This is a genomic window from Pseudoxanthomonas spadix BD-a59 (genome assembly GCF_000233915.3).
GTDB classification, from domain to species: Bacteria; Pseudomonadota; Gammaproteobacteria; order Xanthomonadales; family Xanthomonadaceae; genus Pseudoxanthomonas_A; species Pseudoxanthomonas_A spadix.
Genome location: NC_016147.2, coordinates 465,081 through 481,213, shown reverse-complemented (window position 1 = coordinate 481,213; position 16,133 = coordinate 465,081). Strand labels below are relative to the sequence as shown.

The 16,133-nt window shown below is 70.4% G+C and carries 16 protein-coding genes; 15 read left to right on the top strand and 1 reads right to left on the bottom strand.

Going from position 1 to position 16,133, the window contains the following annotated elements; genetic code table 11:
• Window positions 1-34 precede the first annotated feature (34 nt).
• From DSC_RS02135 to DSC_RS15620, 15 genes are all read left to right on the top strand, one after another.
• On the top strand, window positions 35-1,198 hold the full coding sequence (locus DSC_RS02135) for a flagellin (RefSeq protein ID WP_014159471.1): 1,164 nt from the start codon (window positions 35-37) through the stop codon (window positions 1,196-1,198).
• Window positions 1,199-1,421: 223 nt separating this feature from the next.
• A complete protein-coding gene (gene fliD / locus DSC_RS02130) occupies window positions 1,422-2,771 on the top strand; it encodes a flagellar filament capping protein FliD (RefSeq protein WP_014159470.1) in 1,350 nt (449 codons plus the stop codon).
• A 12-nt stretch (window positions 2,772-2,783) separates the two neighbouring features.
• Window positions 2,784-3,173, top strand: coding sequence for a flagellar export chaperone FliS (fliS, locus tag DSC_RS02125; protein ID WP_014159469.1), 390 nt, complete (start codon window positions 2,784-2,786; stop codon window positions 3,171-3,173).
• Complete coding sequence (locus tag DSC_RS02120; protein ID WP_014159468.1) at window positions 3,173-3,484, top strand: hypothetical protein; 312 nt, start codon at window positions 3,173-3,175, stop codon at window positions 3,482-3,484. Before fliS ends, DSC_RS02120 begins: the two co-directional genes overlap by 1 nt.
• A 201-nt stretch (window positions 3,485-3,685) precedes the next feature.
• Complete coding sequence (locus tag DSC_RS02115; protein WP_052299759.1) at window positions 3,686-4,267, top strand: PilZ domain-containing protein; 582 nt, start codon at window positions 3,686-3,688, stop codon at window positions 4,265-4,267.
• An 88-nt stretch (window positions 4,268-4,355) separates the two neighbouring features.
• The gene (locus tag DSC_RS02110; protein ID WP_014159466.1) at window positions 4,356-4,985 is read left to right on the top strand and encodes a response regulator; all 630 of its coding nucleotides are present in this window, start codon (window positions 4,356-4,358) and stop codon (window positions 4,983-4,985) included.
• 226 nt (window positions 4,986-5,211) lie between these two features.
• Window positions 5,212-6,609 (top strand): RNA polymerase factor sigma-54, encoded by a 1,398-nt coding sequence (gene rpoN / locus DSC_RS02105; protein WP_014159465.1) that lies wholly within the window; start codon window positions 5,212-5,214, stop codon window positions 6,607-6,609.
• Window positions 6,609-8,132, top strand: a complete 1,524-nt coding sequence (locus DSC_RS02100; RefSeq protein WP_014159464.1) for a sigma-54 dependent transcriptional regulator — start codon at window positions 6,609-6,611, stop codon at window positions 8,130-8,132. The genes rpoN and DSC_RS02100 overlap by 1 nt, the downstream gene beginning before the upstream one ends.
• 61 nt (window positions 8,133-8,193) lie before the next feature.
• Window positions 8,194-8,562, top strand: coding sequence for a flagellar hook-basal body complex protein FliE (gene fliE, locus DSC_RS02095; RefSeq protein ID WP_014159463.1), 369 nt, complete (start codon window positions 8,194-8,196; stop codon window positions 8,560-8,562).
• A gap of 443 nt (window positions 8,563-9,005) precedes the next feature.
• Window positions 9,006-10,721, top strand: coding sequence for a flagellar basal-body MS-ring/collar protein FliF (gene fliF / locus DSC_RS02090; protein WP_014159462.1), 1,716 nt, complete (start codon window positions 9,006-9,008; stop codon window positions 10,719-10,721).
• The gene (gene fliG, locus DSC_RS02085; RefSeq protein WP_014159461.1) at window positions 10,714-11,718 is read left to right on the top strand and encodes a flagellar motor switch protein FliG; all 1,005 of its coding nucleotides are present in this window, start codon (window positions 10,714-10,716) and stop codon (window positions 11,716-11,718) included. The genes fliF and fliG overlap by 8 nt, the downstream gene beginning before the upstream one ends.
• Window positions 11,718-12,332: a FliH/SctL family protein gene (locus DSC_RS02080; RefSeq protein WP_014159460.1), complete on the top strand. Its 615-nt coding sequence runs from the start codon at window positions 11,718-11,720 to the stop codon at window positions 12,330-12,332. The genes fliG and DSC_RS02080 overlap by 1 nt, the downstream gene beginning before the upstream one ends.
• Complete coding sequence (gene fliI, locus DSC_RS02075; RefSeq protein ID WP_014159459.1) at window positions 12,329-13,735, top strand: flagellar protein export ATPase FliI; 1,407 nt, start codon at window positions 12,329-12,331, stop codon at window positions 13,733-13,735. Before DSC_RS02080 ends, fliI begins: the two co-directional genes overlap by 4 nt.
• Window positions 13,736-13,778: 43 nt before the next feature.
• On the top strand, window positions 13,779-14,234 hold the full coding sequence (gene fliJ, locus DSC_RS02070) for a flagellar export protein FliJ (RefSeq protein ID WP_014159458.1): 456 nt from the start codon (window positions 13,779-13,781) through the stop codon (window positions 14,232-14,234).
• Window positions 14,231-15,622 (top strand): flagellar hook-length control protein FliK, encoded by a 1,392-nt coding sequence (locus DSC_RS15620; protein ID WP_014159457.1) that lies wholly within the window; start codon window positions 14,231-14,233, stop codon window positions 15,620-15,622. The genes fliJ and DSC_RS15620 overlap by 4 nt, the downstream gene beginning before the upstream one ends.
• Before the next feature lie 48 nt (window positions 15,623-15,670).
• Here DSC_RS15620 and DSC_RS02060 read toward each other — a convergent pair whose 3' ends face one another.
• Complete coding sequence (locus tag DSC_RS02060) at window positions 15,671-15,853, bottom strand: hypothetical protein (RefSeq protein WP_014159456.1); 183 nt, start codon at window positions 15,851-15,853, stop codon at window positions 15,671-15,673.
• Window positions 15,854-16,133: the final 280 nt, after the last annotated feature.

Genomic DNA, 16,133 nt, shown 5'->3' with positions numbered 1-16,133 from the left:
CGCCGCCGGACCACCCAACCAGGAGAGCTTTCCCATGTCCTCAGTCATCAACACCAACGTGTCGTCGCTGAACGCCCAGCGCAACCTGACCGCGTCCGGCAACGACCTCGCCACCTCGCTGCAGCGCCTGTCCTCGGGCCTGCGCATCAACAGCGCCAAGGACGACGCCGCCGGCCTTGCGATCAGCCAGCGCATGACCAGCCAGATCCGCGGCCTGGACCAGGCCGCGCGCAACGCCAACGACGGCATCTCGCTGGCCCAGACTGCAGAAGGCGCGCTGAGCACCATCGGCGACAACCTGCAGCGCATCCGTGAGCTGGCCGTCCAGGCGTCCAACTCCACCAACTCGCAGGACGACCGCGACGCCCTGAACCTGGAAGTCACCCAGCTGAAGGACGAGATCCAGCGCGTCGCCTCGCAGACCAAGTTCAACGGCCAGTCGCTGCTCACCAGCACCAATCCTTTTGTTTTTCAGGTCGGCGCCGATGTCGGCCAGACCATCTCGGTCAGCGGCGTTAATGCCCAGACCGCAGCCCTGGGCGGCACTTACACCCGCGCCACCACCACCATCGCAGCCTCTTCCATCACCGGTTACGCCACTGCAATTTCCGCTGGCGGCCTGACGATCACCGGCACTGGCCCCGACGGGCTTCCTGCCACCGTTGACGTCGGCGCCATCCCGGTTGCTGCCAACTCGCAGGAACGCGCCAGCCAGTTGGCTGAAGCGATCAATCGCGTTTCGGCACAGACCGGCGTGGGCGCGTCGTTCGATGCCGTGAGCGGGCAGCTGACCTTGAGTGGCGCCACCATCACGATCGGCGGCACCGCCGCTGCGGCCGCCAAGGGCTTCACCGACGGCGCCGTCAGCACCACCACCAGCAGTATCGGCATCTCTACCACCAGCGTGAGCAGCTTCACAGACGCCCAAGCCGCGATCGGCCAGATCGACAACGCCCTGAAAGCAATCAACTCCGCGCGCGCCAATCTGGGTGCGGTGCAGAATCGCTTCACCTCGGTCGTGTCGAACCTGTCGACCACCTCGGAGAACCTGTCGGCCGCCCGCAGCCGCATCCAGGACACCGACTATGCCAAGGAATCGGCTGCACTGACCCGCAACCAGATCCTGCAGCAGGCCGGTACCGCGATGCTGGCCCAGGCCAACCAGTCGACCCAGTCGGTCCTGAAGCTGATCTCGTAATCCCGCAACACCAGGGCGTGGCCACATCGGCCGCGTCCTGTTCCAAGCGCACGCAACCAGGCTCAGGCGTGGATTTGGAACAGGACGGCATGCATCTTGCCTGTGGCTGCTCGGTGCAGCCGGACTCATCCTCCCATCCTCCCGCTGTACCTTTCCGCGAGGACCGCGCCATGCGCAACGCCAACACGGTGCCAGACGCCCAGCCCCGCGCCAGAGGCCGTGCATGACCACCATTGGCACCACCGGTGGCACGATCGACGCCACGTCGATGGCGTCCCAGCTGGTCGCCGCCGAACGCGCGCCGACCGATACGCGCTACGCAGCAACGCAGACCAAGATCACCGCGCAGGTGTCGGCGGTCGCGACTCTGCGTTCGGCGTTCTCTGCGCTGACCTCCGCGATCACAAGCTTGACCAGCAAGACCACGACGGACGCGCGCGCGGTTTCCATGGGCACCGGCGCCGGATTCACCGCGACGGCCTCCTCCGGCGCGGCGACGGGCAACTATTCAGTCGAAGTGGTCTCGCTTGCGGCTGCGCAGAAGCTGTCTTCCAGCGGTTTTGCGACGCGCGATACCGTGGTCGGCACAGGCTCGCTGACCATCAAATATGGCAGCACCCGCCTGGACGTGAGCATCTCCTCGTCCAACAACACCCTGGCCGGCATCCGCGATGCCATCAACGCCGCGGCCGGCGGCAAGGGCGTGGCGGCAAGCATCGTGACCGGCGAAGATGGCGCGCATCTGGTGATGACCTCGCTGGACGGTGGCACCAACAACGCCATGACCATCAGCGCCAACAACGACAGCGGCGACCTCTCGGCCCTCAGCTACGGCGACGGTGCGCCCGGAAGCATGACCCAGCTGGTGGCTGCGAGCGATGCCCAGGTCAAGGTGGATGGCATCGTGAAGAAAAGCGCCAGCAATACCGTCACCGGGATGGTGGATGGGGTGACGTTCAATCTCGCCACCGCCAGTGTGGGCACCACCACGCAGATGACGATCACCAACGACACCGCGGCCCAGTTCACCGCGGTCAAGAATTTCGCCGACAAGTACAACGCGGTGCTGCAGTCCATCGCCTCGACCACCAGCTACAACAGCAGCACCCAGGTCGCCGCCGCGCTGAACGGAGATTCGATGGTGCGTGGCACCAGCCGCCAGCTGCGCGATCTGGTCAGCGCCAACGTGGTCGATCTGGGGGCCATGGGAATCACCTTGTCCAAGGACGGCTCGATGACCCTGTCCCAGGCCGACTTCAGCGCGGCCATGGCCAAGGACGCCTCGGCGCTGACCAAGGTCTTCGGCAGCGGCACCGACACGATGGTGAGCGGAATGTCCACGGTGCTCAAAGGCCTGACCACCAGCGGCGGCCTGCTGGATTCGCGCAGCGACAGCCTGAGCGCGCAAACCAGGAAGCTCGATGCGCAGAAGCAAGCCCTGGACACCCGCATGGCCGCCGCCGAGGCGCGCTACAAGGCCCAGTTCACCGCGCTGGACACGCTGATGACCCAGCTGCAGAGCACCAGCGATTTTCTGACCCAGCAACTTGCCAAGAGCAGCAGCAATGACTAACCGAGCCGCCCCATGAACGCGCGCAGCCTCGCCAACCACTACAAGCAGACCGGCGCCAGCAGTGCCGTGCTCGATGCCAGCCCGCACCAGCTGATCGCGATCATGCTGGCCACCGCGCGCGAGCGCGTGCGCCTGGCGATCGCCTCGCTGGAGCGCGGCGATGTGACCCGCAAGGCACACGCGATCACCGACACCTGCGCCATCATCGGCGGGCTCAACGGCGCGCTGAACATGGAAGCCGGCGGCGAGATCGCCCAGGGCCTGGCCGCGCTGTATGACTACTGCCAGCGCCGCCTGCTGGCGGCTAACCTCAACAACGATGCCGCCCCGCTGCACGAGATCGACGGCATCCTGGACGACATCGAGTCGGCCTGGCGCCAGATCGCGCCGAAGGCGCCGTGATGGACGCCGCGCCGCAGTCCGCGACGGCGGGCGTGCCCGCGCTGCCGGCAGCGGCCATCGGCCAGGCCATCGGCGTGGAGGATTTCGACCAGGCCGCCGAGCTGCTGGCCCGGCATCAGCACCAGCTGGTCGTGGCCCTGGCCGGGGTCGACCTCAACACCGCCGACCGAGCGCCCTGGCTGCAGCTGCTGACCGAACACCGCGGCCTGATGGGCCAGCTGCGCGCCGCGCGCGACACCGCCGCGATGGAACTGGCCCGCCTGGACGCCGGCCGCCGTGGCGCCAACGCCTGGCTGCGCGCGCTGAAGTAGGCCTCAGGGCGCGGCGTGCTCCTGACCCCCTCCCTTGCGCAGCAGGGGAGGGCTGGGGAGGGGTTGCTGTTGGCTTGGTGCTGTTGCGTCCCCAAAAGCACCCCTCCCCGGCCCTCCCCTTCGCGATGCGAAAGGGAGGGGGTGCACCCACCCAGCACGCCGTTTGCGCCATCCTTGCGGCCCGATCCGAGCGAGCGCGCCATGACCGAGGTTCCTTCGATGACGCCCGAGCAAGCTCGCCACGCCCTGTTCGGCGAGATCCTGACCCTGGAGGAAACCCGTGCGGCCCGCTTCCTGCCCGGCGCGCTGCTGCCGGCGGCGGTCCAGGACGCCTGCGCCCAGGGCGAAGCACTGCTGCGCGCGCTGGCGGTGATCGACGACGGCGCCGCGCGCAGCGACGAGCAGGACCCGCAGGGCGAGCCGGCACTGCTGCGCATGGAGGCCAAACTGGACGTCCTGACCCTGCTGGTGGCCGAGTTGGCGGCCGCGCAGGAACGCGGCGATCCGCGCCAGCCGCTGGTGTGGTCCGCGCGCGGGGTGGAGCTGGTGGTAAGTGACCCGCCCGCGGCCGGCCAGCAAGGCCTGTTGCGCATGCGTGCCTCGGACTGGCTGCCAACCCGGTTGCTGTTGCCTGCGCAGGTGCTGGCGGTGCAGGCCGAAAGTGCGGGGACACGGGTCTGGCTGGCGTTCGTGCAGCTCTCGCCGGCGCTGCAATCGGCGCTGGAACGCCATGTCTTTCGCATTCATCGGCGCGAGGTGGCGCAGCTGCGCCGCGAGCGTTAGGCCCTGGGGCGACCGGCGCCTTGTTGCCGCGCCGGTGGTTTCGTTAAGGTGGCATGCGGCCAGGGCGGCCGAAACGGGAGTCTCACCCTTGCGCGTGCTGATCTGCGATGACCATGCCCTTGTCCGCGCCGGGGTCAGGCGCCTGCTGGACGCGATGGACGGGGTGGAGGTCGTCGGCGAGGCCGCGGGTGCCGACGAGGTGGTGATCAAGGCCCGGCAGGTGCTGCCGGAGGTCATCGTGTTGGACCTGTCGCTGAAGGGCCGCAGTGGCTTTGATGCGCTGGCCGAACTGCGCCGCACCTGTCCCGAGGCGGCCATCGTGGTGCTGTCCATGCACGAGGACGTGCTGCACGTGCGCGAGGCGCTTTCGCGCGGGGCGCTGGGCTATGTGGTCAAGGACGCCTCGCCGGCCGAGCTGGAGATCGCGCTGCGTGCGGCGGCGGCCGGTCGCAATTTCCTCAGTCCCCAGGTCGCCGCACCACAGCTGCGCGGCTACCGCGCCGCACGCGAGCCGGGCGATGTGGAAAGCCTGCCGCGCCGCCAGCGCGAGATCCTCGACGCCTTGGGCGCCGGGCGCACCACCAAGCAGATCGCCGCCGACCTGCACATCAGCGTCAAGACGGTCGAAACCCACCGCGCGCGCATGATGGAAGCGCTCGGCTGCCGGAATGCCGGCGAGCTGCTGCGCGTGGCCATGCGCCACTACGACCGGCCGTGACAAAACCCCCGTCTTGTGACGCAGTCGACACCTGACCGGGCGTGTCACTTCATGGCCAACCGCTTCGATTCACGTCATTTTTACGACGCAATGTCGGGCATTGCCTTACATTGCGCCGGGAAAACCCCGAGTCCCTACAGGGATCACCCTGATTAGAGACCCGTCGCGTCAACTTCACGATAGCTCCCAAGCCGGCACCGCAGCCGGATGACCCGGAGAAATCAACGTGAAAGGCACCCTGACCGCCAGGATGGCGCAAGGCGTCAACCTGACGCCGCAACTGCTCCAGTCCATCCGCCTGCTGCAGCTGAGCGGCCAGCAGCTCGAACAGGAACTGGCCCAGACCCTGGAGCGCAACCCGCTGCTGGAAACCGCAGACGCCGAGCCCGAGCTCGACACCGGCGAGGACGCCGAAGTGGCGCAGCGCGAAACCGCCGCCTGGGACGAACTGCCCGAGGCGGCCTTCCTGTCCGGCCTGTCCGGCAACAGCGCCGGCGGCGGCGATCTGGACGATGCCAGCGCCCGCATCGCCGAAGGCGAGTCCAGCGACATGCGCCTGCGCCTGCTGGACCTGCTGGCCCTGTCCTGGCGCAAGGCCGAGCTGGCCATGGCCGCCTGGTGGCTGGACCGTTGCGACGACAACGGCTACCTGGAGCAGCCGCTGCAAGCGCTGCTGGCCGAGGGCGCGGCCTGCTTTGATGTGGACCAGCTGCAGGTCGTGCGCCAGCGCCTGCTGCACGGCGAATGGCCCGGCATGGCCGCCGCCGATCCGGCCGAGTGTCTGCGCGCCCAGCTGCGCATGGCCCCGCAAGGCCCGGCCAACGCCCTGGCCGCGCGCATCCTGGCCGAGCATCTGGACCTGCTGGCCGCGCACGACGATGCCGCCCTGGCCGCCGCCACCGGCGCCTCACTGGAGCAGGTCCAGGCCGCCGTCGCCCTGCTGATGTCGCTGCGGCCCCATCCGGCCCAGGCCCCAGCCATGGCCGAGCCGGCCCACATCGTGCCCGACGTGGTGGTGTGGTTTGCCGGCGGCGCCTGGCGGGTCGCGCTGGGCCGCCACAGCAGCCCGCGGGTGCGCATCTCGGCCCATTGCGAGCGCGCCCTGTCCGGCACCGGCGGCGGCAACGCGGTGCTGCGCGGCCTGCTGGACGAGGCCCGCTGGCTGGTCCGCGGCCTGGCCATGCGCAACGACACCCTGATGCGCACCGCCCAGCTGCTGGTCGAGCGCCAGCGCGGTTTCCTGGAGCATGGCGAGGAAGCCATCCTGCCGCTGACCCTGCGCGAGGTGGCCGACGCCATCGGCGTCCACGAATCCACCGTCTCGCGCATCGTCTCGGGCAAGTACATCCAGACCCCGCGCGGCACGATCGAGCTCAAGCGCCTGTTCGCGGTGCGCCTGGAAGGCGCCGATGTCTCCGGCAGCGCGGTGCGCGCCATGGTCAAGCGCCTGATCGAGGACGAACCACGCACCGCGCCGCTGGCCGATGAGGTCATCGCCGGCCTGCTCGCCCGCCAGGGCGTGCGCATCGCCCGCCGCACCGTGGCCAAGTACCGCGATCAGCTGTCCATCGGTCCGGCCAAGGCCCGCCAGTCCCGCCAGAACAGCCAGCAGGTCGCCGCCTGATGAACACCGCCCGCATTCTCGTCATCGACCAGGACATGGACCGCGCCGAGCGCGTGGCGACCCTGCTGGAGTTCATGGACTACACCCCGCGCATCGTCGCCGAGGTGGCCGACATCGACCTGGCACGCGCGCGCCCGACCGACTGGATGGCGGTGATCGTCGGCGAGGTGGACGATGCCGCGCTGGCCGGCTTCACCGCCTGGCTGGCCAAACAGCCGCTGCACCCGCCGGTGCTGGAGCTGCCCGGCCACGCCCCGGACGCGGCCTGGCGCGCCGCCCTGCACCGCCAGACCGTGTGGCCGCTGGATTTCCCGGTGCGCCGCACCCAGCTGCAGGACGCACTGGCCAAGGCTGCGGTCAAGCACGCCGAAGCCGAAGCCCGGGTCGGCCGCGCCCAGTCCGGCCCGACCGGGCGCAGCGCGCGCGCGGTCGAACTCAACCGCATGATCGACCAGGTCGCCCCGCACGACACCACCGTGCTGATCCTGGGCGAGTCGGGCACCGGCAAGGAAGTGGCCGCCCGCGCCCTGCACGAGCGCTCGGCCCGCCGCGCCAAGCCCTTTGTCGCGGTCAACTGCGGCGCGATCCCGGCCGATCTGCTGGAAAGCGAACTGTTCGGTCACGAGAAGGGCTCCTTCACCGGCGCCCTGACCCAGCGCAAGGGCCGTTTCGAGATGGCCGAAGGCGGCACCCTGCTGCTGGACGAGATCGGCGACATGTCCCTGGCCATGCAGGTCAAGCTGCTGCGCGTGCTGCAGGAGCGCAGCTTCGAGCGGGTCGGCGGCACCCAGACCATCAAGTGCGACGTGCGCGTCATCGCCGCCACCCACCGCGACCTGGAAGCGCGCATCGGCACCGGCCAGTTCCGCGAGGACCTGTTCTACCGGCTCAACGTGTTCCCCATCGAGATGCCCGCCCTGCGCGAGCGCATCGAGGACCTGCCCGAGCTGGTCGAGGCCATCACCCGCCAGCTGCGCGACCAGGGCCGCGGCCATGTGACCCTGTCCGAGGAAGCCATCACCGCGCTCAAGCGCCACCCCTGGCCGGGCAACGTGCGCGAGCTGTCCAACCTGATCGAGCGCCTGTCGGTGCTGCACCCGGTCGCCACCGTGCGCGCCGCCGACCTGCCGCCGCGCTACCGCGGCACGCCGCCCGGCGAAGGCCTGGACGCGGCCCCGGTGCTCTCCCAGATCGCCCGGCCGCAGGTGCACCAGAGCGACCTGATGGCCGCCCTGGCCGAGCCGGTCGCCACCGCGTCGGTGCCGGTCACCATGGCCGCCCCGGCCGCCACGGCGCCGGCCAGCGACAGCACGCTGCCGGCCGCCGGCATCGACCTGCGCAACCACATCGCCACCATCGAACTGGACCTGATCCGCGCCGCCCTGGCCCAGGCCGGTGGCGTGGTCGCCCACGCCGCGCCGCTGCTGGGCCTGCGTCGCACCACCCTGGTGGAGAAGCTGCGCAAGTACGGCATCGACCGCGAGGCCAGCGACGTCATGCCGGCGGTCGCGGCAGGTTTCTGACGGGGCCGGTGGCACGGGATTTGCCTGATCAGGTCAAGAACCCGTCCGCCGGAAAGCCGCAATGACCGACGCCATCTCCTCGATCCTCTCCCAGATCCGCGCGCATGAAGCGCGCACCCGGGAAGGGCCCGGCAGCGCCATCGACGTCGGCGGTTTGGGCAACGTCGGCAAGCCCGGCGGCACCGGCGAAACGGCGCCGGCCAACGGCGCAGGCTTCGGCCAGCTGCTGTCCAGGGCGATCGACAACGTCAGCCAGACCCAGGCCAACGCCGGCGCGCTGCAGACCGCCTTCGAACTGGGCGATCCGCGCGCCGACCTGGCCCGCACGATGGTCGCCATGCAGCAGGCGCAGGTGGCATTCCGGGCCACGGTCGAGGTCCGCAACCGCCTGGTCCAGGCCTACCAGGACGTGATGAACATGCCGGTGTGAGGCCGGGACTCGGGGTCCGGGACCCGGGACCCGGGAAAGCAGAGACAACATCGAAAGACGCACGCCACAGCTTGAATCGCCAAGACGAGAAGGCCACGGCAGGACACGCTTTCCCCGGGACTCGGGGTCCGGGACCCGGGGTCCGGGACCCGGGACCCGGGACCCGGGAAAGCAGAGACAACATCGAAAGACGCACGCCACAGCTTGAATCGCCAAGACGAGAAGGCCACGGCAGGACACGCTTTCCCCGGGTCCGGGTCTCGGGGGTCCCGGGTCCCGGGTCCCGACAGAAAAAGACAACAAGACCACAGCAGAACGCTTTCCCGGGTCCCGGGTCCCGGGTCCCGGGTCCCGGGTCCCGGGTCCCGAGTCCCGAGTCCCGAGTCCCGAGTCACCAGTCCCCGTCCCAAGCCCTGACACACCCAGCCAAGCCGACCCGACCCATGAGCGCAACCGCCCTTCCCAAAGCTGCCAACGCCCTGCGCGAGCTCGGGCGTTTCCAGGACATCCCGGTGGTGCGCCAGCTGGGGGTGTTCGTGCTGGCCGCAGCGGCCATCGCGCTGGGCCTGTGGCTGTTCTTCTGGACCCAGAAGCCGGACGACGTGATGGTCCAGGCCGGGCTGGATGCCAAGTCCACCGCCGAGGCCTCCGATGCGCTGCGCACCTCGCAGATCCCGTTCAAGCTCGACCCCGCCTCCGGCGCGCTGACCGTGCCGGCCGACCAGGCCGGTGCCGCGCGCATGGCCCTGGCCAGCGCCGGCATCGCCGCGGCCAACCCGGCCGGCTACGAGTCGCTGCAGGGCGACCAGGGCTTCGGCACCAGCCAGTTCGTCGAGAACGCGCGCTACCAGCACGCGATGGAGATCGAGCTGGCCCGCACCATCACCCAGCTGCGTCCGGTACGCGAAGCCCGGGTCCACCTGGCCATGCCCAAGCCATCGGCCTTCACCCGCCAGAACGAGCCGGCCAGTGCCTCGGTGGTGCTGCAGCTCAACGCCGGCCAGACCCTGGAACAGAACCAGATCGATGCGATCGAGCGCCTGGTGGCCTCCTCGGTGTCGGACCTGTCGCCCGAGCGGGTCACCGTGGTCGACCAGTTCGGCCGCCTGCTCTCGCAGGACGATCCGACCAGCGAGGAGGCGGTGAGCAACAAGCAGTTCGAGCAGCAGCGTCGCCAGGAAGCGATGTACGTGCAGCGCATCGAGGAACTGCTGGCGCCGATGACCGGCGCTGGCCGGGTCAGCGCCAAGGTCAGCGTGGACATGGACTTTGCCCAGACCGAACAGGCCAGCGAGACCTACGGCCCGCAGCCGGCGATCGTGCGCAGCGAACAGCTGAGCGAATCGGGCACCCTGTCCCCTTCCAACGCCAATGCCCAGGGCGTGCCGGGCAGCGCCAGCAACACCCCGACCCCGGCCAACACCGCCAGCCCGGCCGCACCGGCCAACGCCGCCGCGCCGGCCGCCGACGCCACCGCTGCCGCCAATCCCGGCAGTGGCCAGGGCACGCGCAGTTCGGTGCGCAACTACGAGATCGACCGCACCCTGACCCACACCCGCCAAGCCGCTCCGCGCATCCGCCGGGTCACCGCCGCGGTGCTGGTGGACAACGTGGCCGGTGCCCCGGCCGCCGCGGGCAAGCCCGCCGCCAGCCGCGCGCTCAGCGATGCCGAACTCAAGCGCATCCAGACTCTGGTCCAGCAGGCCATCGGCTACGACCAGCAGCGCGGCGACGTGGTCTCGGTGGTCAACGCGCCGTTCGCCGCGTCGGCCATCGACGCGCCGGACACTTCGGTGCCGCTGTGGCAGGACCCGCGCACCCTGACCATCGCGCGCCTGGTCCTGGGCGGGCTGGCGGTGCTGGGACTGATCTTCTTCGTGCTGCGCCCGGCCTTCAGGTCGATGCTCTCCCCGCGCGGCGCAGCCGGCAGCGCCCTGGCGCCGGTGGCTGCTGGGCCGCAGGTGATGCCCACGGTGGCCGGCGAGATGGTGGAGGACGAGGACGTGCCGGTGAAGCTCTCCCCGGCCTATTCGCCCAAGCCGGTGCTGCCGCCGGCCCCGGGCTTCGACCAGAAACTGCAGAGCGCCCGCGAGATCGCCAGCGCCGATCCCAAGCGCGTGGCCCAGGTCGTGCGCGAGATGGTGGCGTCCGATGGCTGACCAGGACGAAAAACTCAGCGGCACCCAGCGCGCGGCCGTGGTCCTGCTGTCGCTGGGCGAAGCCCAGGCCGCCGAAGTGCTCAGGCACATGGGCGCCCGCGAAGTACAGAAGCTCGGCCTGGCCATGGCCAGCGTCGGCGACATCCCGCACAAGGTGGTCGAGCAGATCATCGGCCAGTTCGTCGACACCCTGCAGCAGCCGGCCAAGATCGGCGACGGTGCCGACGAGTACGTGCGCGCCGTGCTGATGCAGGCGCTGGGCGAGGAACGTGCCAGCGGCCTGATCGACCGCATCCTGACCGGCCGCAACACCCCCGGCCTGGAAGCGCTCAAGTGGATGGAGCCCAAGGCCATTGCCCAGCTGGTGCGCAACGAACACCCGCAGATCATCGCCATCGTCATGGCCCACCTGGAAGGCGACCAGGCCGCCGAAGTGCTCAAGTGCCTGCCGGCCGAGCTGCACGGCGACCTGCTGGTGCGCATCGCCACCCTGGACGGCATCCCGCCGCAGGCGCTGGCCGAACTCAATGACGTGATGGCGCGCCAGTTCACCGGCAGCCAGACCAAGCCCTCGGCCATCGGCGGGGCCAAGGTCGCGGCCAACATCCTCAATTTCGTCGAGGCCGGCCAGGACGAAGCGCTGCTCAAGGCCATCGCCGAGGTGGACGACAGCCTGGGCACGCAAATCCGCGACCTGATGTTCGTGTTCGACAACCTGGCCGGGCTGGACGACCGCACCATGCAGGCGATCCTGCGCGAGGTCTCCACCGACAAGCTGGCCCTGGCCATGCGCGGCGCCGACATGCGGGTGCGCGAGAAGATCACCCGCAACATGTCCCAGCGCGCGGCCGAGATCCTGCTCGACGACATGGAAGCGCGCGGCCCGGTGCGCCTGGCCGAAGTGGAATCGGCGCAGAAGGACATCCTGGACCAGGTCCGCAAGATGGCCGAGGCCGGCGAGATCTCCATCAGCACCCGCGCCGAGGCCCTGATCTGATGAGCAGCCCCTTCGCACCCGCCGCCGATGCGGTGCGCTGGAACGCCCCCGGCCTGGGGCCGGCCGCGGCCGAGCCGGCCTTGCCCAAGCCGCCGACCGCCGCCGAGATCGACCAGATCCGCAGCGCCGCCCAGGAAGAGGGCCACGCGGCCGGCTATGCCGCCGGTGTCGCCGCCGGCCAGGCCGAGGTGCAGCGCCGCATCGCCCAGATCCAGGGCGTGCTGGATGGCTTCATCCATCCGCTGGCGCGCCTGGATGGCGAAGTGGCCGATGCGCTGGCGGACCTGTCGGTGCGCATCGCCGGGGTGCTGGTCGGACGCGCCTATGCCGCCGACCCGACCCTGCTGGCCGACCTGGTGCGCGAAGCCCTGGATGCGGTGGGCAGCGGCAGCCGCGAGATCGAACTGCGCCTGCACGGCGATGATTTTGGCGTGCTCGCCCCGCACCTGGCCGGCCTGGACGGCGTGCGCCTGACCGCCGACCCGGCCCTGGGCCGCGGCGAACTGCGCCTGCACAGCGAGGGCGTGCGCATCGACGGCACGCTTCATGCACGGCTGCAGTCGGTGCTGGAAGCCACCCTGGCCGCCAGCGACGAGGCCACGACCCCGCAATGAACACCACTGCGCACCGCGCCGCCACGATCGAGGGCCTGCAGGGCGCACGCAACCTGCGCCTGGCCGAGCGGCTGCGCGCGGCCGCGCCGGAGCCGCCGCACATGGGCCTGGTCCGCGAAGGCGTGCTGCGCCGCGCGGTCGGCCTGACCCTGGAAGCCTCCGGCTGCAGCGCGCCGATGGGCTCGCGCTGCCGCGTGGCCACCTCCGGCGGACGCTGGGTCGATGCCGAGGTGGTCGGCTTCTCCGGCGACCGCACCTACCTGATGCCGACCGGCGACCTGCAGGGCCTGCTGCCCAACGCGCGCGTGGTCTCGATCCATCGCAAGGGCGAAGTGGCCGTCGGCGAAGGCCTGCTCGGCCGGGTCATCGACAACGAAGGCACACCGCTGGACGGCAAGGGCCCGATTCGCGCCGAACGCTACGTGGCGCTGGCCGGCACCCCGATCAACCCGCTCTCGCGCATGCCGATCAGCGAATCGCTCGATGTCGGCGTGCGCGCGATCAACGCCGTGCTGCCGATCGGCCGCGGCCAGCGCGTGGGCCTGTTCGCCGGCTCGGGCGTGGGCAAATCCACGCTGCTGGGAATGATGACCCGCTTCACCGGGGCCGACGTCATCGTGGTCGGGCTGATCGGCGAACGCGGCCGCGAAGTGCGCGATTTCGTCGAAGCCACGCTGGGCGAGGAAGGCCTGCGCCGCGCGGTCGTGGTCGCCGCGCCGGCCGACCGTCCGCCGCTGGCGCGCCTGCATGGCGCGCTGCGCGCCACCGCGATCGCCGAGTGGTACCGCGACCAGGGCCTGCAGGTGCTGCTGCTGATGGATTCGCTGACCCGCTTCGCCCAGGCCCAGCGCGAGATCGGGCTGTCGGTCGGCGAGCCGCCGACCACCCGCGGCTATCCGCCCAGCGTGTTCGCCAAGCTCCCGGCCCTGGTGGAGCGTGCCGGCATGGGCGCCGACGGGCGCGGTTCGATCACCGCCTTCTATACCGTGCTGACCGAAGGCGATGACCAGCAGGAGCCGATCGCCGACGCCTCGCGCGCCATCCTTGACGGCCACATCGTGCTGACCCGACGCATCGCCGATGCCGGCCAGTACCCGGCCATCGACATCGAGCAATCCGTCAGCCGGGTGATGCAGGACATCACCGACGCGCCCTGGCGCGAACACATCCGCAAGCTCAAGCGCCTGATCGCCGCCTACAACGCCCAGCGCGACCTGATCGCGATCGGCGCCTACCAGCGCGGCAGCGATCCGAATGTGGACCAGGCGCTTGCGCGCTGGCCGGCGATCCAGAATTTCCTCGGCCAGGACGTGCGCGAGTGCTCGGATGTGGCCGCCAGCCGCGATGCGCTCTCGCGCCTGCTCGACGAGGGCAACGGCCAGCCGTTCCCGCTCACGCAGTAACCGTTTCAACCCACGAAAGCCCCCACGCAAGAGACCCACGACCATGCGCTCCCAACGGCTCGACCCGCTGATCAAGGTGACCCAACAGCGCCAGGATGAGGCCGCCCGCACGGTGGCCGAACGCGAACAGGCCGTGCGCGAGCAGCAGGAGCGCCTGGAGGCGCTGCGCCGCTACGCCGAGGAATACGCCGCCTCGCCGGCCAACGCGACCATTTCGCCGGCATTGCTGGTCAACCGCATCGCCTTCCGCGAGCGGCTCAATGCGGCTGTGGTACAGCAGGCCGGCATCGTCGACAGGAGCCGCCAGCTCAGCGATGTCGAACGCGCCCGCCTGATGCTGGCCAGCCGCCAGACGCTGGTGCTGGAGAAGCTGGCCGACAGTTATCGCGCCCAGGAAGCACAGGTCGAACAGGCCAAGGCCCAGCGCGAGCTGGACGAGATCGGCAGCCGTCGCAGCAAGGGCACCGCCCTGGCGGTCAGCGAAGGAGAGGACGCATGAGCGTGGGCAACGCCGCCGCAACGCAGGGCAACGTGTTGCTGGCCGGCGCCGGTGGCGGCGGCTTGGCCAATGCCCGCGCGCCCAGCGAGGCGGCGCAGGACCGGCTCAGCTACGCCGACTTCGCCGCCAGTGCCGATGCCAGCGCCAACTCGGCTTCCCCCCAGGACGCAGCTGTGCCCGCGGCGGCCAGCCCCGCTGGGCTGGCGCCGCCCTCCACCACGACGGCGCTTGCCATGCACAACGTGTCCTCCTTGCAGCAGCAGGGCGCAGCCGCTGCGGCGGCCGCCACCAACCAGGCCGCCTCCCTGGCCGCCAATGCCGCCAAGCTAGTGGGCACGACGGCCGCTTCGGCCACTGCGCAGGCCAAGGACAGCGCCAGGATGGCCGCCGCCGAGGCACCGGCCGATGCGTTGTCGATGCGCGCCGCGCTAGGGGCGCAGGAACCGGGCGATGCCGCCGCGACGCCTCCGCTGGCGACCAGGCTCGCCGAGGCCACCGATGCCGACCCCGCGGCTGAAGGCACCCCGCCGGCCCAGACCACGCTGTCCCAGCAGATGCTGGCGCTGCTGGCCGGCAGCCTGGCGATCACTGCACCGGCCCCGCCCGCGCAGAACGCGGTGACCCTGCCGGTCGCCGACACCAGCGCCACCGGCGCAGGCACCGGCACGGCTTCGGCACTGCTGGCCAGCAATGCCGCCAGCCAGCTGCAGCAATCGCCGGGCCTGGCCCAGGCCGGCGCACTCTCGGCGCTGCTCGATCCCAGGGCCGCTGCCTCCACCGACACGCCGGCCGATGCGCTCAAGCTGGCGCTGAACGTGGCGGCCGACGCAGATGCTGGCAGCACGTTCGCGGTGCAGACCGACAAGGACGACAGGACTTCATTGTTTGGCCTGTCCGGCACCGGCGCCACCGCGCCCACGTTGGATCGTCCGCTGACCAGCAACGCGGTCACCGCCACGCCGCTGGCGATGCCGACGCGCCCGGACGATGGCTTCGACGATGGCCTGGGCGCACGCATCGGGTGGATGGCCGAACAGAAGCTTGGCCATGCGCAGATCCGCCTCAACCCGGAAAACGCCGGCCCGATCGATGTGCGCATCCAGCTGGACGGCAGCCAGGTCAACGCCAGCTTCCACAGCGCCAATGCCGAGGTGCGTCAGGCACTGGAAGCCAGCCTGCCGCGCCTGCGCGAAATGCTCGGTCAGCAGGGCATGCAGCTGGGCAACACCGACATCGGCCAGGGCCAGGCGCAGCAACAATCCGGGCAGAACCAGCCCGCACCGCGCGGCGTTACCGGGAGCAGCGACACCGGCACCCTGGCCGGCGTTGCCGCCGCACCCGCCCCGATCCTCGTGCGCAGCCGCGGCCTGCTGGACGAGTACGCCTGATCGCCCGCGCCGTGGCACCCGGCGCAAGCGCCGGCGCGGGCGGTGCCCCTAGCGCTGCGACGCCAGGGGACCGCTGTAGCCGTCAACGAAACCATCAACGAAACTGCCCAGGCCCGCTGCCGCGAACAACACCAGGGCCGCGGCCAGCAAGATGTTGCGGCTGTTCCTGCGATAGCCGATGACCAGGCAGATGACGCCCACGGCCAGCAGTGCGTACTCGAGAATGTCCATATTCGTTCTCCGGTGATGTGAAAGGTCGCCCTGGCGCGCGTCGGCCAGGCCAGCTCGAAAGTTCCCGGTTTTCAGCCCTGAAACCCAGCCCGCGCGTGCGCCGGGCCGGCCCAAGCGGTGACCGGCTCATCGTCCAGCGTGGCGCACGCGCGCGGTGTGGTGGCGACATGGGCGCGCGGGCCTGTGCATGCCTCGGTCATCTTTACCTTCTCTGTTCGATGAAGGGGTTGCCCCCAGCGGCGGCTTTTTTTCCCGGCCCTGCGCACGGAGCAGGCCGGCA

Bases quoted from the DNA above. Each gene is read 5' to 3' on its own strand.
- DSC_RS02135 (WP_014159471.1), top strand. From the start codon at position 35: ATGTCCTCAGTCATCAACACCAACGTGTCGTCGCTGAACGCCCAGCGC.
- fliD (WP_014159470.1), top strand. From the start codon at position 1,422: ATGACCACCATTGGCACCACCGGTGGCACGATCGACGCCACGTCGATG.
- fliS (WP_014159469.1), top strand. From the start codon at position 2,784: ATGAACGCGCGCAGCCTCGCCAACCACTACAAGCAGACCGGCGCCAGC.
- DSC_RS02120 (WP_014159468.1), top strand. From the start codon at position 3,173: ATGGACGCCGCGCCGCAGTCCGCGACGGCGGGCGTGCCCGCGCTGCCG.
- DSC_RS02115 (WP_052299759.1), top strand. From the start codon at position 3,686: ATGACCGAGGTTCCTTCGATGACGCCCGAGCAAGCTCGCCACGCCCTG.
- DSC_RS02100 (WP_014159464.1), top strand. From the start codon at position 6,609: ATGAACACCGCCCGCATTCTCGTCATCGACCAGGACATGGACCGCGCC.
- fliE (WP_014159463.1), top strand. From the start codon at position 8,194: ATGACCGACGCCATCTCCTCGATCCTCTCCCAGATCCGCGCGCATGAA.
- fliF (WP_014159462.1), top strand. From the start codon at position 9,006: ATGAGCGCAACCGCCCTTCCCAAAGCTGCCAACGCCCTGCGCGAGCTC.
- fliG (WP_014159461.1), top strand. From the start codon at position 10,714: ATGGCTGACCAGGACGAAAAACTCAGCGGCACCCAGCGCGCGGCCGTG.
- DSC_RS02080 (WP_014159460.1), top strand. From the start codon at position 11,718: ATGAGCAGCCCCTTCGCACCCGCCGCCGATGCGGTGCGCTGGAACGCC.
- fliI (WP_014159459.1), top strand. From the start codon at position 12,329: ATGAACACCACTGCGCACCGCGCCGCCACGATCGAGGGCCTGCAGGGC.
- fliJ (WP_014159458.1), top strand. From the start codon at position 13,779: ATGCGCTCCCAACGGCTCGACCCGCTGATCAAGGTGACCCAACAGCGC.
- DSC_RS15620 (WP_014159457.1), top strand. From the start codon at position 14,231: ATGAGCGTGGGCAACGCCGCCGCAACGCAGGGCAACGTGTTGCTGGCC.
- DSC_RS02060 (WP_014159456.1), bottom strand. From the start codon at position 15,853: ATGGACATTCTCGAGTACGCACTGCTGGCCGTGGGCGTCATCTGCCTG.